The sequence below is a fragment of the Dietzia sp. NPDC055877 genome, assembly GCF_053615975.1.
In genome coordinates this window covers 1-20,942 of the sequence record NZ_JBSHCV010000028.1, presented here as the reverse complement: position 1 = coordinate 20,942, position 20,942 = coordinate 1, and the positions used below count along the sequence as shown (strand labels likewise).

Here is a 20,942-nt window from a genome sequence, read left to right as displayed (position 1 = left end):
ACAGCGCCCTGGAAAACCAACTCAAAACCATCATCGACAACCTCACCGACCCACCACCCTTCTGACGCCGGCTGGCACCCGCGGTGCGACATCTCGCTTCGCGCGCTCCAGAGATAGGGGAAGGTGAGCGCATGACCACGATTCCGTCCAGCCCCGCGAACAACTCCCTGGCCGACGTCATGCCCTCCCTCGCGGCCACGTTGGGAACCGAGAGCCCCAACCCCCTGGCGCTGGAGCCGGCTCAGGACGCGGTGCTCGTGCTCGTAGACGGGCTGGGCGCGGAACTCATACGCCGGTACGCCGAGCAGGCGCCCACGCTCGCTGCGATGGCCACCCGGATGATCTCGGCCGGGTTCCCCAGCACTACGGCGACAAGCCTGACGAGCCTCGCGGTCGGCGCGCCCTGCTCGAAGCACGGAATCGTGGGCTACAGCTTCCGGATATCGGACTCCGAGGGGTCGACATCGTTCAACCCGCTGAGATGGACGCTCGACTCCGCCGGAGGGCCCACGGCGATCGACCGCTTCCCGCCCCGGGACGTCCAGAAACTGCCCAGTCTTCTCGAGCTGCTGACCGCCGACGGCGTCGACGTCACCTACATCATGCGCGACGATTTCCGCGACTCGGGGCTCACCCGCGCGGCGTTCCGAGCAAGCGGCGACTACCGGCCAGCCAACGCCCTCGACGAGATCAGCCGCGCGGTGGTCGAAACCGTCGCCCGCCCCTCCCGGACGATACGGTTCGTCTACGCCTATTTCGGGGATCTCGACATGATCGGCCACATCCACGGGCCCGGCTCACCGGAGTGGCTGCAGTCGCTCCGCGAGGTCGACGCGTTCATCGCCGATCTGGCCACGGACCTCCCGCGCGGCTGCCGATTGGTCGTCACGGCGGACCACGGGATGGTCACGGCAGAGACATCCATTGACATCGACACGACCCCCGCCCTGCTCGCCGATGTCGCCACCGTGGCCGGGGAAGCTCGCGTTCGTCACGCATATGCGCGCCCGGGCGCCGAACAGAGTGTGCTCTCCGCCTGGGAGTCGGAGCTCGCGGGCCACGCACGTGTCCTCAGCCGGGAACAGGCACTTGACGAGAGCCTCTTCGGCCCCGGGCGTGACCATGCCGACCGGCTGGGCGACGTGATCGCGATAGCGACCGGCGGTGTCGTCCTCACCCGATCGCGGAACGAGAAGCTGGAATCCTCACTGATCGGCCACCACGGCGCCAACACAGCTGCCGAGCAGCACATCCCCCTCATCGTGCGCTGAACGCCCGGGGGCGCGGCCACCATCGGACTAGCAGGTCACCAGGACCGACGGATCGCTCGTCGTGTCCAACCACCGGCCGTATGCCGTCGACCCGGCGGAACGAACGTCCGAGCAGAGTTCCTGCTTCGAATAGCCCGAGGGCCGATATACCGCATAGATGACGTTCCCGTTCTCGTCACGCTGGCGCAGCGACGGGCACGCCATGTCCGTGCGTAGATAGGACGCGCCGGGGTATTGCTCCAGCGCCGACGCGATCTCCTGCGCGTAGTCGCCCGGGGTCACCGCCGAGTACAGCACGACGATCCCGCGCCCGTCGCATGCAGGCCGCGTCATGGGGATGGGCAGCCCCAGGTCCCCTGCAGTTGTGTTTCCCCGATCTCCGACAGGGGTGACAGTGGTGGCCACATCCGGCGGCGACGCGGAAGGAGCTGGCGCCGCCGTCACGGTGACGCGCTCGGGAGCAGATTGCTGGCTCGAGAACTCCGCGGGTACCGCTGCCGGGGGCTCATCGTCCGGAGCCGCCAGCAGATATCCCACCACGCCCGCCAGCGCCACCACCAACACCACTACCAGCGCACCGAGCGCCCACGTGACACCGTTGCGCGACTGGGGCGGGCTCAGGGGACCCGGGCCGGAGGCGCCGGGATCGTTCCAACCGAAGTTGCCGGGTGAGCTGCTCATCGTCACCACCATCTACTTGGCCGGCGGCGATCCGCCCGAACCTGAACAACATGATACGAATCTCATCCGCCCCGGGCAAACCCTCGTCGATCCGATCCGCACCTGGACCGGATGCGGCCGACCCCCCGTCTCACTACGGTCTGTGACATGCGTGAACGCGCATCGCAACACCCGAGAGGAGCCCGCGATGAAGGCAGTCACCTGGCACGGCAAGCGAGACGTCCGGGTAGAGGACGTCCCGGATCCGCGGATCGAGCAGCCCACCGACGCGATAGTGAAGGTCACCAGCACCAATATCTGTGGTTCGGACCTGCACCTGTACGAGGTACTGGGTCCGTTCATGAACGAGGGCGACATCCTCGGCCACGAGCCGATGGGAATCGTCGAGGAGGTCGGGGCCGAGGTCACCGACCTGAAACCCGGGGACCGTGTGGTGATGCCCTTCCAGATCTCGTGCGGCCACTGCCACATGTGCGGCAAGGGCCTGCAGACCCAGTGCGAGACCACCCAGGTCCGCGACCAGGGCATGGGAGCCGCGCTGTTCGGCTATTCCGAACTGTACGGCAGCGTGGCCGGCGGGCAGGCCGAGTACCTGCGCGTCCCGCAGGCCCAGTACACGCACATCAAGGTCCCGCACGAGCACGCTGACGACAGGTATCTCTACCTCTCCGATGTCCTGCCGACGGCCTGGCAGGCCGTGGAGTACGCCCTGATCCCGGGCGGCGGCACGGTAGTCGTACTGGGGCTCGGCCCGATCGGCGACATGGCGGCCCGGATCGCGCAGCATCGCGGACACCGGGTGATCGGTGTGGATCCGGTGGCCGAGCGTCGTGCCCGGCAGGCCCACCGCGGGGTGGAGGTCCTCGACCCGACCGCGGTGCCGGGCGAGGTCGGAGACGCGATCCGGGACATCACCGACGGCCGCGGGCCTGACTCCGTGATCGACGCGGTGGGGATGGAGGCACACGGTTCGCCTGCAGCATCCGCGGCTCACACGGCGGTCGGGCTCCTCCCGAAGTTCCTCGGCAAGAAGATGATGGAGCACGCCGGCGTCGACCGGCTCGGCGCCTTCTATTCGGCGATCGACATCGTCGGCCGCGGTGGCACCATTTCGCTCTCGGGGGTCTACGGCGGCAGCGCCGACCCGTTGCCGATGCTCACGCTCTTCGACAAGCAGGTCACGCTGAAGATGGGCCAGGCGAACGTCAAGCACTGGGTTCCGGAGATCATGCCGCTCCTCACCGACGCCGACCCGCTGGGCGTCGACGACTTCGCCACGCACCGACTCCCGCTGGCCGAGGCGCCGGGCGCGTACGAGATGTTCCAGAAGAAGGAGGACGGCGCCGTCAAGGTGGTTCTCGAGCCGTGAACCACTCCCCTGCCCCACACGGTCTGACGCCCGCGGCGTCCCGGCGATCAGTATCCGGTGCGGCGTGGGCGGGCTCGGGGACCGGTCGGGGCGTCGCCGCCGTCGCCGTCGCCGTCGTCGCCCTTCTGGCGGTCCTCACCGCCTTCCTCGCCGGCTGCGGCAGCCCGTTTCCCAAGGACACCGACGGCAGCCTCGACCGGATCACCGGCGGCACGCTGCGCGTCGGGGTCTCGGAGAACCCGCCCTGGACCGAGGTGGGCGACGACGACTCCGTGACCGGCCGCGAGGTCGACCTGCTCACCGGGTTCGCGCACGAATACGACGCGACGGTGGAATGGACCCCCGGCGCCGAGAGCGAGCTGATCATGGCGATGGCCCGCGGAGACCTGGACATCGTCGTGGGCGGGCTGACCGCTGACTCGCCGTGGGAGAAGGAAGTCGCGCTGACAAGAGCATATGCCCAGGAAGTCACCCCCGACGGGGATACAGAGGAGATGGTGATGGCCACCCCGCTCGGCGAGAACGCCCTGCTCGTGGCGCTGGAAACCTACCTCGCACGCACCGGGGAGGCGTCATGAGCCCGGAGTCCGGGCCCGCCGCGGGCACACTCGACGACGATCAGTCATCAGAGCACAAGGCGGCTCAACGGCGGGCGGTGCGGCTGGAGTGGACCACCATCGCGGTCCTGCTCGTGACGGTCGCGGCCGTCTACCTCGTGTCGGGCCAGTCGCAGGCGATGAAGGTCGCGTGGATCGAGGATTCGCTCTCGCTGCTCCCGCCGATCGCGTTCCTCATCGCCGCCCGTGTGGCCCACCGGGCACCGAGTACCCACTTCCCGTACGGATATCACCGGGCGGTGGGGATCGGACACCTGGTCGCCGGGGTCGCACTGCTGGCGATGGGACTGTTCCTCGTCGTGGATTCGGGCTCCGGGCTCCTGGCCGGCGAGCGGCCGCCGCTGGGCGTCGTGGAGATCGGCGGACAGGTGATCTGGGTCGGCTGGCTGATGGTGGCTGTCATGGCGCTGTCCTGCATCGGACCCGTCATCCTGGGCCGGATGAAGGCCGAGCCGGCGGAGACGCTGCACGACAAGGTGCTCTACGCCGACGCCGACATGAACCGCGCCGACTGGAAGACGGGGATCGCCACGATCGTCGGCGTGCTGGGCATCGGCATGGGCCTGTGGTGGGCTGACGCCGTGGCCGCGCTGGTGGTGAGCGTATCGATCCTGCGGGACGGCTGGGCCAACGTGAGCGGCGCGATCCAGGGCCTGGCCGATGCGCGCCCCACCCGCTTCGACGGCACCGACCCCCACCCGCTGGTCCACGAGATCGACGAGGTTCTGGACGGCGTCGCCTGGGCCGACGACCACGGTGCCCGCGTGCGCGACGAGGGCCACGTCTTTCACGTCGAGGCGTTCCTCGTCCCCGCCGACGGGCAGCAGGTCACGGTCGAGATGCTGACGGCCGTGCGGCGCCGGTTGACGGACCTGAGTTGGAAGCTCAAGGACGTCGTGGTGACGGTGGTCGACGAGGTCCACGACACGCATCGGCCGTCCTGAGCCCGGCGCCCACCGGCTGCGATGCGGCGCCATGCCTGGCACCCTCGGGGCATGACTACTCGGCGAATCACCAATGAGGACGAGATCACCGACGCCGTCGACGCCGCCACGGTTCCCGAGCCGGACGTGCTCGAGCGCGCGCGGATGATCATCGTGGACAAGCTCGGCGAATGGGACAGCCTCGGTCTGGACGAGTTGGTCGAGTCGGTGTGCGAGGCCTATGAGGCACCGTCGGGCGAGCCGCTGCGGGTGGCCGATGTGAACCCGGACGCGCCCGACACCGACTCCCCCGCACTTCGGAACCTGCGCTACGCCCGCGCCGCGCGCACTGCGGTCATCGCCCTCGTCGAGGCCGGGACGATCGTCCCCGTCGCACCGCTGGACGAGGACACCGCCCTGGTCGGCGAGGGCACGCGAGCGGGCGGCCGACCCGGCGTGGACCACGACGACCAGACGGGCACCCCGCCCGCCATCACCCCGACCGTCACCACCCAGAAGGAGACCACCGACTCGGCAGCACGGCAGGCCGGCACCGACGAGGTCCTCGTGAGCGTCGGCCCACTGCCCGAGGGTCGGCGTTTCGCGCTCGCGGCGCGCTGACCCGGCGCGCTGCTCTGACCCGCTGCTCTGACCCGCTGTTCAGACGCGCTGATCAGAGGGTGACCGTGGACTCCGGGTGGTCGGTCTCCTTGAGCGGCTTCTGTGCCCCACCGGACAGCCCCGCGCCCTCGACACGCGCGTCCCGGTAACGCTCGGCCTGCGCCTGCGTGATGGGGTCGCGGGAGCCGTCCTTGGCGTAACAGACCGGCAGCCAGGCGCCGTCGCCGTCGAGCCGGGCGACGATCCGCGGACGCAGACGGAAGGGCTGGATCGAATCCGACCACGCGATCAGCAGATCGAGGTTCTTACCGCTGGCGTCCGGCAGCGAATCGCTCAGGCAGAAATGCTGGACGCTGCGCCACACCGCGTACTGCGCATCGGCCACCGACACCGGGTCGACGGTCGCGGCTCTGGGGGCACGGGTAGTGCGGCTCCTGGTGGCCGCGGCGGGCGCTGCGGGCGGGGGCGGCGGGGAGTTCTCCCCCGACTCGACCCGGCGGCGAGCCTCTTCCATACGACGCTGCCGCCGCTCCGCCGCCGATACATCGCCCGAATCCCAGAAGCCCGTCATGGCGGACGACTTTACGCGGCCGACACCCGTTGTCGCCTCATCGAAGCACCCGGATGGGGGCCGACCTCACACCGCTGCCCGGTCGGCGCCCGCGCCGGGTCGACGACACACGGTGTTCACATATCCAGGCCGAGATCCAGGAAGCCGACCGAGTGCGTCAGACCGCCCACGGCAAGGAAGTCGACACCACAGCGCGCGTAATCGGCGGCCACATCGATCGTCAGTCCCCCACTGGACTCCAGGCGCGTGCCGGGCGAGACCTTGTCGCGTCGCTGCACCGCGATCTGGGTCTGCCAGACCGGGAAATTGTCGAGCAGGACCAGGTCGACCTTCTCGTCCAGCATCTGGTCCAGTTGCTCCAGCGAGTCGACCTCCACCTCGCACGGCAACTGCGGGAACCTCTCACGGACCGCGGCCAGCGCGGGCAGCACACCGCCGGCGGCCACCACGTGGTTGTCCTTGACCAGGACCGCGTCCCCGAGCCCCAGCCGGTGATTGACACCACCGCCGCAACGCACCGCGTACTTCTGCAGCAGCCGCAGGCCGGGCATCGTCTTGCGGGTGTCACGTACGGCGCAGTCGGTGCCGGCGAGCTCGTCGGCCCACACCCGCGTCGCCGTCGCGACACCGGACAGGTGACACACCAGGTTGAGCAGCGTGCGCTCGGCGGTCAGCAGTCCCAGGGTCGGCGCGGCGATCTCGGCCACCACCTCGCCGGCCTCGACGCGGTCGCCGTCGGCAGCGAGCAGGGTCACGGCGAAGTCGTCGGAGCCGGCTCCGGAATCGTCGCCTCCCAGCACCTCCGCGAGGACCATCTCGACCAGCGGTAGACCGGCCACCACCCCGTTTGATCGCGAGGCCAGTCGCGCGGTCGCCCGGTCGTCCGCCGGCACGGTCGCGAGCGAGGTCGCGTCCGGGCCGTAGCGCAGGTCCTCCTCGAGCGCACGACGGATCGCGATCAACGCGTCCGCGCGGGTGTCGGTATCGAAGGTGTCGGTATAGAAGGTCGGGGCGCCGTGGGTAGGGGCGCTGTCGTCGTCGTTCACTCTCCCGTCCCCGGATTGCCGATCGCGATCATGCGCTCGACCGACCCGCGCGCGGCCTCGGCGGTGACGGAGTCCACGTCGACCTCGTCGGCACCCTCGACCAGGGCACGCAGCAGCGCGGCCGGGGTGATCATCTTCATGTAGGGGCAGCTCGCGTCCTCGTTGACCGGCAGGAAGTCGATCTCCGGCGCCGCCTTGCGCAGCTGGTGGATCATGCCGACCTCCGTGGCCACCAGGACCTCACGCGCGCCGGAGGCGCGGGCCGCGTCGACCATCCCGCCGGTCGACAGGATCTTGACCTGCGCCGCGGGCACCGCACCCTCGGTGGCCAGGTGCAACGCGCTGGTCGCGCAGCCGCACTCCGGATGGACGAACAGCTCGGCGCCCGGATGGGACTCCGACTTCGCGGTGAGCTGGTCGCCGTTGATCGCGGCGTGGACGTGGCACTCGCCCGCCCACACCAGGACGTTGTCGCGGCCAGTCTTGCGCCGCACGTGGGCCCCGAGGAACTGGTCGGGCAGGAAGAGGATCTCCCGGTCGGGATCGATCGACTCCACCACGTCGACCGCGTTGGAACTGGTGCAGCAGATGTCGGTGAGTGCCTTCACCGCGGCGGTCGTGTTGACGTAGGAGACCACGACGGCGTCCGGGTGCTCGGACTTCCACTCGGCCAACTGCTCGGCGGTGATGGAGTCGGCGAGCGAACATCCGGCGGCCTCGTCGGGGATGAGGACCGTCTTCTCGGGCGAGAGGATCTTGGCGGTCTCCGCCATGAAGTGCACGCCGCAGAAGATGATGGTCGACTGCTCGGCGCTCGCCGCGACGCGCGACAGGGCCAGCGAGTCCCCCACGTGGTGGGCGATGTCCTGGATGGCCGGGATCTCGTAGTTGTGCGCAAGGATCACGGCGTCGCGCTCGGCGGCGAGTCTGCGGATCTCCGAGGCCCACATCTCGTCGGGCTCGACGCCGGTGTACATCGATCCGTCGTGGCGGATCTTCCCGGCCAGCGGCGAATCGAGCCGCCCCACGGCGGTGTCGGTTCCAGTGGCAGTGCTCATCCCTGCCCCCTCTCGGGTAGAAAGTTCGGGCCGATACCCCACCGGCCGCGTTTTCGTCTTACAATCGAAAACGTGCATGAGTGTAACACCGGTCACGAGGTGCTCGTCGTCGTGGGCCAGGTACGGCCGACCCCGGGTGCCGCCGCGCCGTCGCTTCACGTACTGCTCTGGCAGCACTCCCTGGGCCCCGCCGCCGGACGCTGGGCGCTGCCCGGCGGTGAGGTTCGTGACGACGAGGACCTCCCCACCTCCGCCACGCGTCAACTCGACGAGAAGGTCGATGTCCGGGAGCTCAGCCACCTGGAATCTGTGTCCGACTTCTCCGATCCGGGGCGTGTGCCGGGTCGTCGCGTGTTCGCGTCCGGCTTCCTCGGCGTGCTGCCGAGCGACGCCGACCCCGACATCCCGGACGACACCGCGTGGTTCCGGGTCGACGACCTGCCGGAGACCGCGTTCGACCACGCGGAGATCATCGCCCGCGCCCGGCTCCGACTGGCGGCCAAGCTCTCCTACTCCACGCTGGGCTTCGCCCTCGCCCCCGAGGAGTTCACGCTCTCCCTGCTCGCGCAGCTCTACGGTGCCGCGCTCGGGCACCCGGTGGACCCGACCAACCTGCAGCGGATCCTCACCCGGCGCGGCGAGCTCGTGCGGTGCGGGCGCAGCGCTCCCCCGGGCCCGTCAGGTGGTCGACCGGCGGCGCTCTACCGCTTCGCCGAGCGACGGCTACGGATCACCGATCAGTTCGCGACTCTCCGGCCACCGGGTCCGGCAGACGGCTGAAGTGGGCCAGGGCCGCGACCGCGAACAGCGCGATCATCGTGCCCCACACCAGCCAGCCCGCGCCCGGCGGGAACCAGTCCCACGATGGCCCCGAGGTGCCGTAGATCATCCGGTCGGAGAACAGGGCCCCGACGGCCGGCGCCTGCGAGATCACCTCACCGGCCGGGGCGTCCTGCGGCGGCGAGGACACGAGGTCAGCGATCCGCGTGGCGTCCATGGCGGCGAGGGCACACGCCAGCCCGGGCAGGAGCGCGAGCGCGGGCACGCCCAGCGGGCGTCGCAGTCCCGGATGCCGGTGCCAGAGGACGAGCGCGGCGCACACGGACGCGAAGCCGAGCAGGACCACCAGCATCAGGAGCTGGCTTCCGCCGTCAACGCCGGCGTCGGGGAACCGGACGCCCCGCCCCTGCCCCACGGACAAGAGCTCCGAGCGCGGCGCGGTGACAATCCACACCAGCACCGCGACGACGAACGGCGCGAGAAGCCCGACGAGGGTCCCCACCGCGCGCGGCAACCCACGGACATTGCGCCGGTCACCTGTGGACGACGACGTGCTGGTCATGAGCGGGACTGTACCAACGCCCGGGCGCACCGAAACGGGAGATCCGGGGTGGCTGTGGTCTAATCGGACCCGGCTCCGCCCACCTTTCAACCGGACGAGACGTCAGGAAGTACCCGCCAGTGGCCACCAGCTCTACTCCCGCGACCACTGGTCGGTCGCGGAAGACGATGGCATACCGGCACGACATCGACGGCCTGCGGGGACTGGCGATCGCCCTGGTGGTGGTGTTCCACATCTGGATGGGCCGGGTCTCCGGCGGCGTCGACGTCTTCCTCGCCCTGTCCGGGTTCTTCTTCCTCGGGTCCCTGCTCCGCGGCGCGGGTAGCACGCGCACGCCGCTGAACCCCCTGCCCCACCTCCAGCGCCTCGTGCGGCGGCTCTACCCGGCGCTCGCGGTGACCATCGCCGCCACGGTCCTGGGCACCATGCTCATCAAGCCGCCCACGCAGTGGGCGGCGATCTTCGACCAGACCGTCGCGTCGCTGCTCTACTACCAGAACTGGGAACTGGCGTACACCGCCGCGGACTATGCCGCGGCCGATGCGACCATCTCCCCGCTGCAGCATCTGTGGTCGATGTCCGTCCAGGGACAGTTCTATCTGATCGCGCTCACCGTGATCCTCGGCGGCACCGCACTCTGGCGACTCCTTGTGCGCCGCGGCACCCCCAAACGGTTCCTGGTCGCCGTGGTCGCCGCCGGCACCATCGCCTCGGTGTGGTGGTCGGCGATCGGGCAGGACGCGAACCAGGCCTGGAACTACTACGACACCGCGTCCCGCATGTGGGAGCTGCTCATCGGCGGTCTGGTGGCCATCGTGCTCGCCGGCATCGTCCTGCCGTGGCCGCTGCGTCTGATAGCCACGGTCTCCGGCCTGTTCCTCGTGGTGAGCACCGGGTTCTTCTTCGACGGCGCCGCATACTTCCCCGGCCCGCTCGCCTGGTATCCCATCGGTGGCGCACTGCTCATCGTGCTCGGCGGCAACCTGCCCGCGGGCCAGCGTGCGACCCCCGCCAGGGACCCCATCACCTGGCTGCTGTCCGGAAAGGTGTTCCGCCGACTGGGCGACATCTCCTACTCGCTGTACCTGTGGCACTGGCCACTGCTCATCCTGTGGCTGTCCTACGACAGGGAGAACGAGACCACGTTCGTCTCCGGCACGGCGATCATCGTGATCTCGCTCGTGCTGGCCCTGATCACCGAGAAGTACATCGAGCGACCGCTACGGATGGCCAGCCGGGCGAAGGGGCAGAAGACCCCCGCCGCCCTCGCGCGCGACATGCTCAGGGGCGCACCCGCGCGAACGGGCCGCCAGAAGCGCCAGTTCGTCGGTGCGACCGCGCTCGTCGTCGTCGCCGCCGTCGCCTCCCTCGCCACGGTCGGATGGTGGAGCGCCACCGCCTCCTCCCGGTCGTCGGTCCCCTACGTCGACTCCCTCACCGACCCTGTCCACCCGGGCGCCCGCGCCTTCTTCGACGGTGTCGGCGCCCCGGCGGACGCCCCGTACCTGCCCTCCCTCCTCCAGGTCGGCCACGACCTGCCGCCCAGCACCATGGACGGCTGCATCTCGACCTTCGAGTCCAGTGACGTGATCCTGTGCGTCTACGGCGACGAGGCCGCCACCCGCACCATCGCGCTGACCGGCGGATCCCACGCCGAGCACTGGATCAGCGGACTCGACGAGGTCGGGCGCCACTACGGGTTCCGGGTGGTCACCGTCCTCAAGATGGGCTGCCCCCTCACCCTCGACGCCACGGTCTCCGACAACGACGAACTGCTGTACGAGAGCTGCGCCGAATGGACCCCCAAGGCTCTGGGCGCCGTGGCCGGACTGCAGCCGGACTTCGTGTTCACCACGGCGACCCGGCCGGTGGGCGTCATGGGGCCCGACGTCGCCCCGCGGCAGTACGTCGACTTGTGGCGTGCGCTCGGCGAGCAGGGCATCAACGTGATCGCCATCCGCGACACCCCGTGGCTCAACAACGGCCGCGGACCGATCCGCGCCAGCGACTGCCTGGGCGACGGCGGCACCCCCGAGGAGTGCGGGATGCCGCGCGAGAGGTCCATCTCGCCCATCAACCCCGCCTCGCTCGCCGCCGCCGGACTCGACAATGTGCGGCTGATCGACCTGACCGACGGGTTGTGCGACCCCGAGAGCTGCCCTGTCGTGGTGGGCAACGTGATCGTCTACCACGACTCGCATCACCTGTCGGGGTCGTGGGTCCGGTCCGCCTCGGGCGAGCTGGCCCGGCAACTGGGACCCGCGACCGGCTGGTGGTGACCCCGGCGTAGCCCGTTTCCGTTGTTGGACCCCCGGTGTCGAGCACGCTGACCAGCGGCTCGATTCACAGGCGGTCCTGCGCGCGGCGTAAGCACTACTCTTGGACTTCGTGACCAACGCCGACCCCCAGCCGTCCGCTCCCGAACTCGTCCGCTCCTGGCCGGGCACCGCGTATCCACTCGGCGCGACCTACGACGGGACCGGCACCAACTTCGCGCTGTTCTCCGAGGTCGCCGAGGCGGTCGAGCTCTGCCTCATCGACCGCGACGGCGTCGAGTCGCGCATCGAACTCACCGAGGTCGACGGCCACATCTGGCACTGCTACCTGCTCGGCGTGACCCCCGGCCAGCGCTACGGCTACCGCGTGCACGGACCCTACGAGCCCGAGCAGGGGCTGCGGTGCGACCCGTCCAAGCTCCTGCTCGACCCGTACGGCAAGGCGTTCAGCGGTGCGTTCGACGGCGACCCCAGCCTCCACAGCTACGACCTCGACGATCCCGCGGAGCGCAACACCGACGACTCGCTCGGGCACACCATGACCACCGTGGTGATCAACCCGTTCTTCGACTGGGGCAACGACCGCGCGCCGGGGCACGAATACCACAACACCGTCATCTACGAGGCCCACGTCAAGGGCATGACCGCCACGCACCCGGATGTTCCGGCCGAGATGCGGGGCACCTACGCCGGACTGTGCCACCCGGCGATCATCGAGCACCTCAAGGACCTTGGCGTCACCGCCATCGAACTGATGCCCGTCCACCAGTTCATGCAGGACCAGCGCCTGATCGACCTGGGGCTGCGGAACTACTGGGGCTACAACAGCTTCGGCTTCCTGGCCCCGCACAACGAGTACGCGTTCGCCGAGAAGCCGGGCGACGCCGTGGCCGAGTTCAAGGCCATGGTCAAGACCTTCCACGACGCGGACATCGAGGTGATCCTCGACGTGGTCTACAACCACACGGCCGAGGGCAACCATCTGGGGCCGACGATCGGCTTCCGGGGCATCGACAACCAGGCTTACTACCGGCTGGTCGAGGGCGACGAGCAGCACTACATGGACTACACCGGAACCGGGAACACGCTCAATGTGCGGCACCCGCACTCCCTGCAGCTGATCATGGACTCGCTGCGCTACTGGATCCTCGAGATGCACGTCGACGGCTTCCGCTTCGACCTGGCCTCCACCCTGGCGCGCGGTCTGCACGACGTGGACCGGCTGTCGTCGTTCTTCGACCTGGTGCAGCAGGACCCGGTGGTCAGTCAGGTCAAACTCATCGCCGAGCCGTGGGACGTCGGCGAGGGCGGCTACCAGGTCGGCAACTTCCCTCCGCTGTGGACCGAGTGGAACGGGCAGTTCCGTGACACGGTTCGCGACTTCTGGCGCGGTGAGCCCGCCACCGTGGGCGAATTCGCCTCGCGACTGACCGGATCCTCCGACCTGTACGAGCACACCGGCCGCCGTCCCACCGCGTCGATCAACTTCGTCACCGCGCACGACGGGTTCACCCTCAACGACCTGGTCAGCTACAACGAGAAGCACAACGACGCCAACGGCGAGGACGGCAACGACGGCGAGAGCCACAACCGTTCCTGGAACTGCGGCGTCGAAGGCCCCACGGACGACCCCGACGTGCTCGCGCTGCGCCACCGGCAGCGCCGCAATCTGCTCACCACGCTCATCCTGTCCCAGGGCACGCCGATGATCGCGCACGGTGACGAGATCGCCCGCACCCAGGACGGCAACAACAACGTGTACTGCCAGGACAACGAGCTCGCCTGGATGAACTGGGAGCTCGACGAGGAACAGACCGACCTCCTCGAGTTCACCCGCGCACTCATCCGGCTGCGCAAGGACCACCCGGTGTTCCGCCGCCGCCGCTTCTTCGGGACACCGTTGCGCGGCGAGGAGGACCCGCAGGACATCGCCTGGTTCGCCCCGGACGGCTCCGAGATGACCAGCAAGGACTGGGACTCCGGCTTCGGCAAGTCCCTGGGCGTGTTCCTCAACGGCGAGGGCATCCACGAGCCGGACGCGCGTGGCCAGCGGATCATCGACGACTCGTTCCTGCTGCTGTTCAACGCCCACCACGAGCCGATCGAGTTCGCCCTCCTGGGCAGCGAGTACGCGCACGAGTGGCAGGTCGTCCTGGACACCGCGAGCCACACGGGCGACGAGACCCCCGCTCTGCCGGCCGACGGTTCCCTCTCGGTCGACGGCCGCTCGACAGTGGTCCTGCGGAAGCTGAGCTGACCGTGCGCCGGCTCCCCTCCAGCACCTACCGGCTCCAGCTCCGCACCCCTTCCTCCGACCCCGACGGCCGTGGCTTCACCCTCGCCGACGCCCGCGATCTGCTCCCCTACCTCGCCGACCTCGGGGTGGGTGCGGTGTACCTGTCGCCGATCCTCGAGGCCACGCCCGGCTCGACCCACGGCTACGACGTGGTGGATCCGACCACGGTCTCGACCGAGCTCGGTGGGATCGACGGACTACGCGAGTTACGGGCCGCCTGCCGGGAGCACGGACTGGGCCTGGTGGTGGACATCGTGCCCAACCACCTGGGTGTGGACGAGCCGGCCGCCAACCCCTGGTGGTGGGATGCCCTGCGCAGGGGCCCGGAGTCACCGTATTACCCGTTCTTCGACTTCGACACGTCCCCCGCCAACGGCGCCGACGGTCGGATCGCCATCCCGGTGCTGGGATCGCCGGACGATGTGGCGGACCTCGTCGTCGTCGCCCCCACCGACACTCCCAGCGGTGAGGCGGAGCTCCACTTCTACGAGCACCGGTTCCCGATCGCGCCCGGCACGGACGGGCCAGCCCCCGGCACCGACGGTGGCTCGGCGCGGGAGGTCCACGACCGGCAGCACTACCGGCTGGTGCACTGGCGCGAGCCGCTGCTGGGCTACCGGCGGTTCTTCACCGTCACCGGCCTGGCAGGGCTGCGGCAGGAGGACCCGGCCGTCTTCGACGCCACGCACGCCGAGGTGCGCCGGTGGTGCGAGGAGGATCTGGTCGACGGAATCCGCGTCGATCACCCCGACGGGCTGGCCGATCCCGTGGACTACACACGGCGGCTCCGCGAGCTGGTCGGCGACGAGCGCTGGCTGTTGCTGGAGAAGATCCTCGCGCCCGGCGACGCCACGACGCCGCCCGAGTTGCTGGATCCGGCGATGCCCGTCGACGGAACCACCGGGTACGACGCATTGCGCCTCATCGACCAGCTGCTGGTCGACGCCCGCGGCGAGGCGCGGCTGTCCGAGCTGGCCGCGCAGTTCTGCGGCGAGTCCGGCGACGAGGCGAAGGTGCACGCGCAGTCCGCGGAGATCAAGCGCCGGATCGTGAGCGAGGACCTGGCGCCCGAGTTGGCGCGGTTGGTGCGGGCGGTGCGCCGCGACGGTGGTGGTGGCAACAGTGGTGGTGGCGGCGGTGGTGGCGACGGTGCCGGTACCGACGGCCATGGTCCCGACGACGAGGCCACCACCGGCGCCGACGCCCACCTGCGGGAGGCACTGCTCGCCGTGATCGCGCTGACGCCGTTCTACCGGGCAGACTATCCCGTCCTGCATGGCACGCTCCCGCTCCTCGTGGATGTACTGCGAGGTCAGCGACCCGAGCTGGAAGGCGTGCTCGCACTCGTGGCCCGCGCCCTCGCCCGTGGGGGCGAGGCGTCGGTCAGGCTCGCGCAGGTCACCGGGGCCGCCACCGCGAAAGCCGAAGAGGACCGGCTGTTCTATCGGCTCGGTCGGCTCGTCTCGCTCAACGAGGTGGGCGGGTCGCCGGGGCGGATGGGCCTGTCGGTCGAGGCGTTCCATCTGACGATGGCCGAGCGGGCTGCCTCCACCCCGGGGGCCATGACGGCACTGTCCACCCACGACACCAAACGCGGTGAGGATGTCCGCGCCAGGATCTCCGTACTGTCCCAGGTCCCCGACGAGTGGGCCGGATTCGTCACGGCGGTGTTCGACGAGTTCCCACCGCCCGCCGAAGACGCCGCGTATTTCCTGTTACAGGTGATCGTGGGCGTGTGGCCGGAGCCGGGCGGCCCGTCCGAGCAGCTTCGCTCGCGACTGCACGCGTACGCCGACAAGGCGATGCGCGAGGCCGCCGTCCATACGACGTGGACCGACCAGGATGCCGGGTTCGAGTCGCGGATGCACCGGTGGATTGACGCGCTGATCGACTCCGGGGCCGGGGCGGTGAGCGCGTTCGTCGAGCGCATCGCGCCTGCCGGTCGGGACAATTCGCTCGTGGCCAAGGCCGTGCAACTGCTGTCGCCCGGCGTGCCGGACGTCTACCAGGGCACGGAGGTCTGGGAGGACTCGCTCGTCGACCCCGACAACCGCCGGTTCGTGGACTTCGGACCGCTGCGGTCGGGGGCGGTCGCGCGGGCCGGGCATCCCAAATTCCTGCTGGTGCGCGAACTCCTGAGGCTGCGGCGCGAGCATCCGGAGGCGATGGCCGGTGGCGCGTACCTGCCGATACCGGTGCACGGCCCGGCCGCCGCCGACGTCGTGGCGTTCCGGCGGTCTCTCGGGCCCGCCGCCGACGGGAGCCGGCCCGCGGTCGGACTCATCGCCCGACTACGCACGGCAGCGAAGGCAGCCGACGAGTTCCTCGGGACGGTCGCCGAGTTGCCCGCGGGTTCGTGGGTGGTGCGCCCCGATGGTGCCGAGATCTCGGGCCGCGTGGACGTGGGTGAGCTGCTGGCGGCGGCCCCTGTCGTCGTCATCGTCCGTCAGTAGGACCGACGGCGCCGAGCCTGCGCCCCCGCAGCGGCTCAGCGCGGCTCGCGGCCCAGCAGCCGGTCGGTCTCGCGCCGCTCCCGCTTGGTCGGCCGGCCGGCGCCCCGATCCCGCCTCGGCTGGGACGCCACGATCTCCCTGGGCGGCGGCGGGGGCGAATGGTCGATGAAGCAGGTCGCGGCCACCGGCGCCCCCACCCGCTTGCTGACGGTCTCGACCACCTCGAGTATGCGGATCCGCCCCAGCGCGCCCGTGACCTGCACCCGGTCGCCGGGGACCACGCTCTTCGAGGGCTGCACCGCCTCGCCGTTGACCTTGACGTGCCCGCCCCTGCACGCGGCTGCCGCCTTGGTGCGGGACGGGAACAACCGCACCGACCAGGTCCATGCGTCCACCCGAACTCCCATGATCTGAGCGTATCCGTCTGCTCATCACCGGCCCACACGCCGGGCCACCCCCACGTCCCGTCCCGCGTGGGTTTACTCGAGCCAACGCCCTACCCGCGAGACCCATCGGATTGCGGAAAACCTATGGGATCCGATAGGTGCCGAATAACCCGATGGGTGCCGGCTGATGTCGTGGCCAACCGCGGACTCGTAGCAACCTTCAGACGGCACGAGAGCAGGTTCACGAGACGGCGGCGACAGCTCTTGCTCTCACTCGTGGGAGACTGACGTCACAAGTAGCGAACTCCCCTCTGGAGGCCCCGTGTCCGACGCCACCACCAATTTCGAGACCGTCACAGCTCCCGCCATCGACAGCACGACCGACGACGGCGTTGGCTCGGATGCGGCTGCTGTGCTCGAGCGGATCCTCGAGGATCGCCACAGTTGCCGAGCATTCACCCCGGAGCCGGTTCCCGAGGCGACGATCGAGCGGATCCTGCGAATGGCGCAGCGCACCGCGTCGTGGTGTAACTCGCAGGCGTGGCAGATCGACCTGGTGTCAGGTGATGCGACGGCCGCGTTCGGCAAGGCCCTCACGGACTACGTGGTGTCCAGCGACATGCGATCCGATCTCCCGGCACCCGAGCGCTATGACGGCGTGTACGGCGACCGCCGCCGGGCCAGCGGGTACGGGCTCTACTCGGCGCTGGGGATCGAGCGGTCCGATCACGACGCCCGCGCGCGTCAGATGCTCGAGAACTACCGGTTCTTCGGCGCCCCGCACGTCGCCATCATCACGTCCGACGCGGGGCTGGGCACCTACGGCGCGGTGGACTGCGGCGCGTATGTGTCCACGTTCCTGGCGGCGGCGTCATCGCTGGGTGTGGCGACCTGCGCGCAGGCCGCGCTGGCGTTGTACTCGGACGGGGTCCGCGAGCACCTGGGCATTCCGGAGGACCGGCTGATCGTGTGCGGAATCGCGTTCGGCCACGCCGACACCGAGCACCCCGCGAACGCGTTCCGTACCGAGCGTGCCGAGCTCGCGGATGTGGTGCGTCGGCACGACTGAGCCGGGACGGTGACCGGGGCCGTCAGTACCCGATCTGTCCGCGCGGGGAATCTGGCCCCTTGATGCCCTTGCGCACCTTGAGTCCGTAGTAGACGGTGGCGATCCCGGCGAGGATCGCCAGGACGATGAACGAGCTCGCTGCCCAGAAGGCGAGCGGTAGAGACACAACCGTCACGCCCAGCGCGATCGCGGTGTTCCGCGAATTCTTGCGGACCTGCTGCTTCCGGAGCTCGATCGAGTTCGGCTGGTAGGGCTGCATGCTCATGTACTCAGGATTCCATATCCCGGCGCGATACCGCGTTCTCGGTGGTCGCGACCCCTGCGGACTCCCACTCGACGCCCCCGGACGTACGGGCAGCGAGGATCGGTCCGAGCACCTCGAACTCGCCGGCCACGCTCAACCGCACCCGCCGCCCGTAGTCCACATCCAGCACCTGCGCCCCGGCCGCGCGGAGGGCCGACTCGAGTCCACCGGCCACGGCGTGGTCGACCTCGGCGACCCAGGCCGGCGTCTGCACGACCTCCACCACGCGTCCGGCCCGCCACGCCTCGTCCACCGCGTCCGTCACCGCCGCCGCATACGCCCTGGCCAGCCCGCCGGTGCCCAACTTGGTGCCGCCGAACCACCGCACCACCACCGCGCACAGACCGGTCAGCCCGCTGCCACGCAGTACGTCCAGCATGGGGGTTCCCGCGGTCCCGGACGGTTCACCGTCGTCGTTGGACCGCTCGATCCGGCCGGCGCCGTCCGCGTCCACCAGGTAGGCGCTGCAGTGATGGCGGGCGGTCGGATACGTGGCCCGGAGCTCGGCGATCAGGGCGCGGGCGGCCTCGTCGTCGTCGCACCTGCGCAGTACCGCCACGAACCTGGAGCGTTTCTCCTCGTACTCCCCCGTCACGTCCGATCCGGCGTTGAGGCGGAGAGCGCGGGGCGCGGTCTGGTCCATGCCCCCCAGTATCACGGTCCGCACGGAGCCCCGCCCGACCGCCCGCGGCCCCGCACATCCCGCGCGACACTTGCCTACCCTGGGCCGTGTGACCTCCCCGCACCACGCGACCAACTCCCACCGCGATCCCTCGCCCAATCCTCTCGATGACGTCTTCTCGGTCTGGGCGCCGCACGCCCGAGCCGTCGGCCTGGTTCTCGACTCCGCCGACGCCACCCCGATCCCGATGCACCGCACCGACGACGGATGGTGGGCCTCGGACCTGCGCCGGGAGGAGGGCAGGGACTACGGGTTCGTGCTGACGGGCGACGACGACGAGGGGAGCCCCGCCCGACCCGACCCGCGATCGACGCGGCAGCCCTCCGGTGTGCACGGGCTGTCACGGGTGCACCGCGTCGACCCGGCGCGCTGGACCGATTCGTCCTGGACGGGGCGGCAGCTGGCCGGGTCGGTGATCTACGAGATGCACGTGGGCACGTTCTCGGCCGGCGGGACCCTGACCAGTGCGATCGAGCATCTGGACGAACTGGTCGCCCTCGGCGTGGACATGGTCGAGGTGATGCCGGTGAACGCCTTCAACGGCGAGCACGGCTGGGGTTACGACGGCGTGGCGTGGTTCGCGGTGCACGAGGCGTACGGCGGGCCGGACGCGTTCCAGGAGTTCGTCGACGCATGTCACGCGCGCGGGCTCGCCGTGTGTCTGGACGTGGTCTACAACCACCTGGGGCCGTCGGGGAACTACCTGCCGGAGTTCGGGCCGTATCTGTCAGCGGCTGACGGACCCTGGGGGTCGGGGCTCAATCTGGACGGCCGGCATTCCGGCGAGGTGCGGCGATACATCATCGACAATGCGCTGCGGTGGTTCGACGAGTTCCATGTGGACGCGTTGCGGCTGGATGCGGTGCATGCCCTGCACGACGGCTCGGCGGTGCACCTGCTCGAAGAGCTGGCAGTGGCGACGGAGTCGCTGTCCACACATCTGGGGCGGCCGTTGTCGCTGGTGGCGGAGTCGGACCGGAACGATCCGCGGACGATCACCGCGCGGGAGGCCGGCGGTCTCGGACTGCACGCCCAGTGGGACGACGACGTGCACCACGCCGTCCACGCCGCGATCTCCGGAGAACGGCAGGGATACTTCTCGGATTTCGGCTCACTCGAGGCGCTGCGTCAGGCGCTGACGGGGGCGTTCGTGCATGCGGGGACGTGGTCGTCGTTCCGGGGCCGGGTGCACGGCCGGCCGGTGGACGTGGATCGCCTTCCGGGATCGCGCTTCGTCGCCTACACGCTCACCCACGACCAGGTGGGCAACCGCGCGGCCGGCGATCGGCCGTCGATGAGCTTGTCACCGCAGCAACTGTTGGCCAGGGCGGCGATCGTGCTGTGCTCGCCGTTCACCCCGATGCTGTTCCAGGGCGAGGAGTGGGGTGCAGCGACACCGTTCTGCTACTTCTCCTCGCATCCCGAGCCGGAGTTGGCCGATGCGGTGCGGGGTGGTCGGCGGCGGGAGTTCGCGGCGACGGGCTGGGACCCGGCCGAGGTGGCGGACCCGCAGGACCCGGAGACGTTCCACCGGTCGAAACTCGACCGCGCCGAGCAGACCGCCGAGCCGCACGCCGGGATCCTCCGGGCATACCGGGAGCTGATCGCCCTGCGGCGAGCCGAGCCGGAGCTCAGTGATCCGTGGCTGGGCTCTGTCCGCGTCGAGACGGGAACGGAGGCGGCGGACGACCGGTGGCTCGTCGTTCACCGCGGATCGGTGGCCCTCGTGGTCAATCTGGGTACCGAACCGTGCCGGGTTCCGCTGGACGGCGAGGCGCTGCTGGCCTCGGGAGCGGTCGCCGACACGGACTCGGTGTTCTGCCAGGCGTTCGGATTCGCGGTACTGAAGAAGGACGCCGGCTGATCGACGGGGTACCGCTTCCCGCCGTGCCCCCTCGAGAAGAGTGTTTGGAACATCTCTACTCGGGCGGTCTCAGGGAGCCAGCGCAACACCGTTGATGAGTTCGTTCATCTTGA

General features: G+C 69.8%; 19 protein-coding genes. 11 read left to right on the top strand and 8 right to left on the bottom strand.

All coding sequences use genetic code 11. From position 1 onward, the window contains the following. Positions 1-131 precede the first annotated feature (131 nt). A complete protein-coding gene (locus ACWGLC_RS17230) occupies positions 132-1,271 on the top strand; it encodes an alkaline phosphatase family protein (RefSeq protein ID WP_452101015.1) in 1,140 nt (379 codons plus the stop codon). Between the two features lie 27 nt (positions 1,272-1,298). On the opposite strand, the gene ACWGLC_RS17225 is transcribed toward ACWGLC_RS17230, so the two are convergent. Next, the gene (locus ACWGLC_RS17225) at positions 1,299-1,952 is read right to left on the bottom strand and encodes a serine/threonine protein kinase (RefSeq protein WP_452101014.1); all 654 of its coding nucleotides are present in this window, start codon (positions 1,950-1,952) and stop codon (positions 1,299-1,301) included. A gap of 187 nt (positions 1,953-2,139) precedes the next feature. Between ACWGLC_RS17225 and ACWGLC_RS17220 the strand changes: the two genes are divergently transcribed. The 4 genes from ACWGLC_RS17220 to ACWGLC_RS17205 are packed head-to-tail and all read left to right on the top strand — an operon-like array spanning position 2,140 to position 5,482. After that, positions 2,140-3,321 carry a zinc-dependent alcohol dehydrogenase gene (locus ACWGLC_RS17220; RefSeq protein WP_452101013.1) on the top strand — a complete coding sequence of 394 codons (1,182 nt, stop codon included), beginning with the start codon at positions 2,140-2,142 and terminating at the stop codon, positions 3,319-3,321. Further along, positions 3,318-3,899: a transporter substrate-binding domain-containing protein gene (locus ACWGLC_RS17215; protein ID WP_452101012.1), complete on the top strand. Its 582-nt coding sequence runs from the start codon at positions 3,318-3,320 to the stop codon at positions 3,897-3,899. Before ACWGLC_RS17220 ends, ACWGLC_RS17215 begins: the two co-directional genes overlap by 4 nt. Beyond that, positions 3,896-4,882, top strand: a complete 987-nt coding sequence (locus ACWGLC_RS17210; protein ID WP_452101011.1) for a cation diffusion facilitator family transporter — start codon at positions 3,896-3,898, stop codon at positions 4,880-4,882. The genes ACWGLC_RS17215 and ACWGLC_RS17210 overlap by 4 nt, the downstream gene beginning before the upstream one ends. Before the next feature lie 51 nt (positions 4,883-4,933). Then, positions 4,934-5,482 carry a hypothetical protein gene (locus ACWGLC_RS17205; RefSeq protein WP_452101009.1) on the top strand — a complete coding sequence of 183 codons (549 nt, stop codon included), beginning with the start codon at positions 4,934-4,936 and terminating at the stop codon, positions 5,480-5,482. A gap of 52 nt (positions 5,483-5,534) precedes the next feature. Here ACWGLC_RS17205 and ACWGLC_RS17200 read toward each other — a convergent pair whose 3' ends face one another. The 3 genes from ACWGLC_RS17200 to nadA all read right to left on the bottom strand — a co-directional run bounded on the left by ACWGLC_RS17200 (position 5,535) and on the right by nadA (position 8,076). After that, complete coding sequence (locus ACWGLC_RS17200; protein WP_452101008.1) at positions 5,535-6,053, bottom strand: hypothetical protein; 519 nt, start codon at positions 6,051-6,053, stop codon at positions 5,535-5,537. Between the two features lie 116 nt (positions 6,054-6,169). After that, positions 6,170-7,015, bottom strand: coding sequence for a carboxylating nicotinate-nucleotide diphosphorylase (gene nadC / locus ACWGLC_RS17195; RefSeq protein WP_452101019.1), 846 nt, complete (start codon positions 7,013-7,015; stop codon positions 6,170-6,172). 80 nt (positions 7,016-7,095) lie between these two features. Beyond that, entirely contained in the window at positions 7,096-8,076 is a 981-nt protein-coding gene (gene nadA / locus ACWGLC_RS17190; RefSeq protein WP_452101018.1) for a quinolinate synthase NadA, read from the bottom strand. A gap of 153 nt (positions 8,077-8,229) precedes the next feature. Here nadA and ACWGLC_RS17185 point away from each other — a divergent pair, with 153 nt between their 5' ends. Continuing rightward, positions 8,230-8,937, top strand: a complete 708-nt coding sequence (locus ACWGLC_RS17185) for an NUDIX hydrolase (RefSeq protein WP_452101007.1) — start codon at positions 8,230-8,232, stop codon at positions 8,935-8,937. On the opposite strand, the gene ACWGLC_RS17180 is transcribed toward ACWGLC_RS17185, so the two are convergent. After that, positions 8,888-9,499 (bottom strand): hypothetical protein, encoded by a 612-nt coding sequence (locus ACWGLC_RS17180; protein WP_452101006.1) that lies wholly within the window; start codon positions 9,497-9,499, stop codon positions 8,888-8,890. The two genes, ACWGLC_RS17185 and ACWGLC_RS17180, sit on opposite strands and share 50 nt — an antisense overlap. Before the next feature lie 167 nt (positions 9,500-9,666). On the opposite strand from ACWGLC_RS17180, the gene ACWGLC_RS17175 reads away from it, so the two are divergent. The 3 genes from ACWGLC_RS17175 to ACWGLC_RS17165 all read left to right on the top strand — a co-directional run bounded on the left by ACWGLC_RS17175 (position 9,667) and on the right by ACWGLC_RS17165 (position 16,524). Further along, positions 9,667-11,778, top strand: a complete 2,112-nt coding sequence (locus ACWGLC_RS17175) for an acyltransferase family protein (protein WP_452101005.1) — start codon at positions 9,667-9,669, stop codon at positions 11,776-11,778. Positions 11,779-11,887: 109 nt separating this feature from the next. After that, a complete protein-coding gene (gene glgX / locus ACWGLC_RS17170; RefSeq protein ID WP_452101004.1) occupies positions 11,888-14,032 on the top strand; it encodes a glycogen debranching protein GlgX in 2,145 nt (714 codons plus the stop codon). Positions 14,033-14,034: 2 nt separating this feature from the next. Then, positions 14,035-16,524 carry a malto-oligosyltrehalose synthase gene (locus tag ACWGLC_RS17165; RefSeq protein WP_452101003.1) on the top strand — a complete coding sequence of 830 codons (2,490 nt, stop codon included), beginning with the start codon at positions 14,035-14,037 and terminating at the stop codon, positions 16,522-16,524. A gap of 35 nt (positions 16,525-16,559) precedes the next feature. Here the strand turns inward: ACWGLC_RS17165 and ACWGLC_RS17160 are convergent, their stop codons facing one another. Next, positions 16,560-16,931: an RNA-binding S4 domain-containing protein gene (locus ACWGLC_RS17160; RefSeq protein ID WP_452101002.1), complete on the bottom strand. Its 372-nt coding sequence runs from the start codon at positions 16,929-16,931 to the stop codon at positions 16,560-16,562. A 346-nt stretch (positions 16,932-17,277) separates the two neighbouring features. Between ACWGLC_RS17160 and ACWGLC_RS17155 the strand changes: the two genes are divergently transcribed. Further along, complete coding sequence (locus ACWGLC_RS17155; RefSeq protein WP_452101016.1) at positions 17,278-17,979, top strand: nitroreductase; 702 nt, start codon at positions 17,278-17,280, stop codon at positions 17,977-17,979. Between the two features lie 22 nt (positions 17,980-18,001). Here the strand turns inward: ACWGLC_RS17155 and ACWGLC_RS17150 are convergent, their stop codons facing one another. Both ACWGLC_RS17150 and ACWGLC_RS17145 read right to left on the bottom strand, forming a co-directional pair. Beyond that, positions 18,002-18,244 carry a LapA family protein gene (locus tag ACWGLC_RS17150; protein ID WP_452101001.1) on the bottom strand — a complete coding sequence of 81 codons (243 nt, stop codon included), beginning with the start codon at positions 18,242-18,244 and terminating at the stop codon, positions 18,002-18,004. 4 nt (positions 18,245-18,248) lie between these two features. After that, a complete protein-coding gene (locus ACWGLC_RS17145) occupies positions 18,249-18,926 on the bottom strand; it encodes an IMPACT family protein (protein WP_452101000.1) in 678 nt (225 codons plus the stop codon). An 88-nt stretch (positions 18,927-19,014) separates the two neighbouring features. Here ACWGLC_RS17145 and treZ point away from each other — a divergent pair, with 88 nt between their 5' ends. Further along, positions 19,015-20,829 carry a malto-oligosyltrehalose trehalohydrolase gene (gene treZ, locus ACWGLC_RS17140; protein ID WP_452100999.1) on the top strand — a complete coding sequence of 605 codons (1,815 nt, stop codon included), beginning with the start codon at positions 19,015-19,017 and terminating at the stop codon, positions 20,827-20,829. The last annotated feature ends 113 nt before the right edge of the window (positions 20,830-20,942 follow it).

Bases quoted from the DNA above. Each gene is read 5' to 3' on its own strand.
- ACWGLC_RS17225 (WP_452101014.1), bottom strand. From the start codon at position 1,952: ATGAGCAGCTCACCCGGCAACTTCGGTTGGAACGATCCCGGCGCCTCC.
- ACWGLC_RS17210 (WP_452101011.1), top strand. From the start codon at position 3,896: ATGAGCCCGGAGTCCGGGCCCGCCGCGGGCACACTCGACGACGATCAG.
- ACWGLC_RS17175 (WP_452101005.1), top strand. From the start codon at position 9,667: ATGGCATACCGGCACGACATCGACGGCCTGCGGGGACTGGCGATCGCC.
- ACWGLC_RS17160 (WP_452101002.1), bottom strand. From the start codon at position 16,931: ATGGGAGTTCGGGTGGACGCATGGACCTGGTCGGTGCGGTTGTTCCCG.
- ACWGLC_RS17200 (WP_452101008.1), bottom strand. From the start codon at position 6,053: ATGACGGGCTTCTGGGATTCGGGCGATGTATCGGCGGCGGAGCGGCGG.
- ACWGLC_RS17180 (WP_452101006.1), bottom strand. From the start codon at position 9,499: ATGACCAGCACGTCGTCGTCCACAGGTGACCGGCGCAATGTCCGTGGG.
- nadA (WP_452101018.1), bottom strand. From the start codon at position 8,076: ATGTACACCGGCGTCGAGCCCGACGAGATGTGGGCCTCGGAGATCCGC.
- ACWGLC_RS17230 (WP_452101015.1), top strand. From the start codon at position 132: ATGACCACGATTCCGTCCAGCCCCGCGAACAACTCCCTGGCCGACGTC.
- ACWGLC_RS17205 (WP_452101009.1), top strand. From the start codon at position 4,934: ATGACTACTCGGCGAATCACCAATGAGGACGAGATCACCGACGCCGTC.
- ACWGLC_RS17150 (WP_452101001.1), bottom strand. From the start codon at position 18,244: ATGAGCATGCAGCCCTACCAGCCGAACTCGATCGAGCTCCGGAAGCAG.
- ACWGLC_RS17145 (WP_452101000.1), bottom strand. From the start codon at position 18,926: ATGGACCAGACCGCGCCCCGCGCTCTCCGCCTCAACGCCGGATCGGAC.
- ACWGLC_RS17220 (WP_452101013.1), top strand. From the start codon at position 2,140: ATGAAGGCAGTCACCTGGCACGGCAAGCGAGACGTCCGGGTAGAGGAC.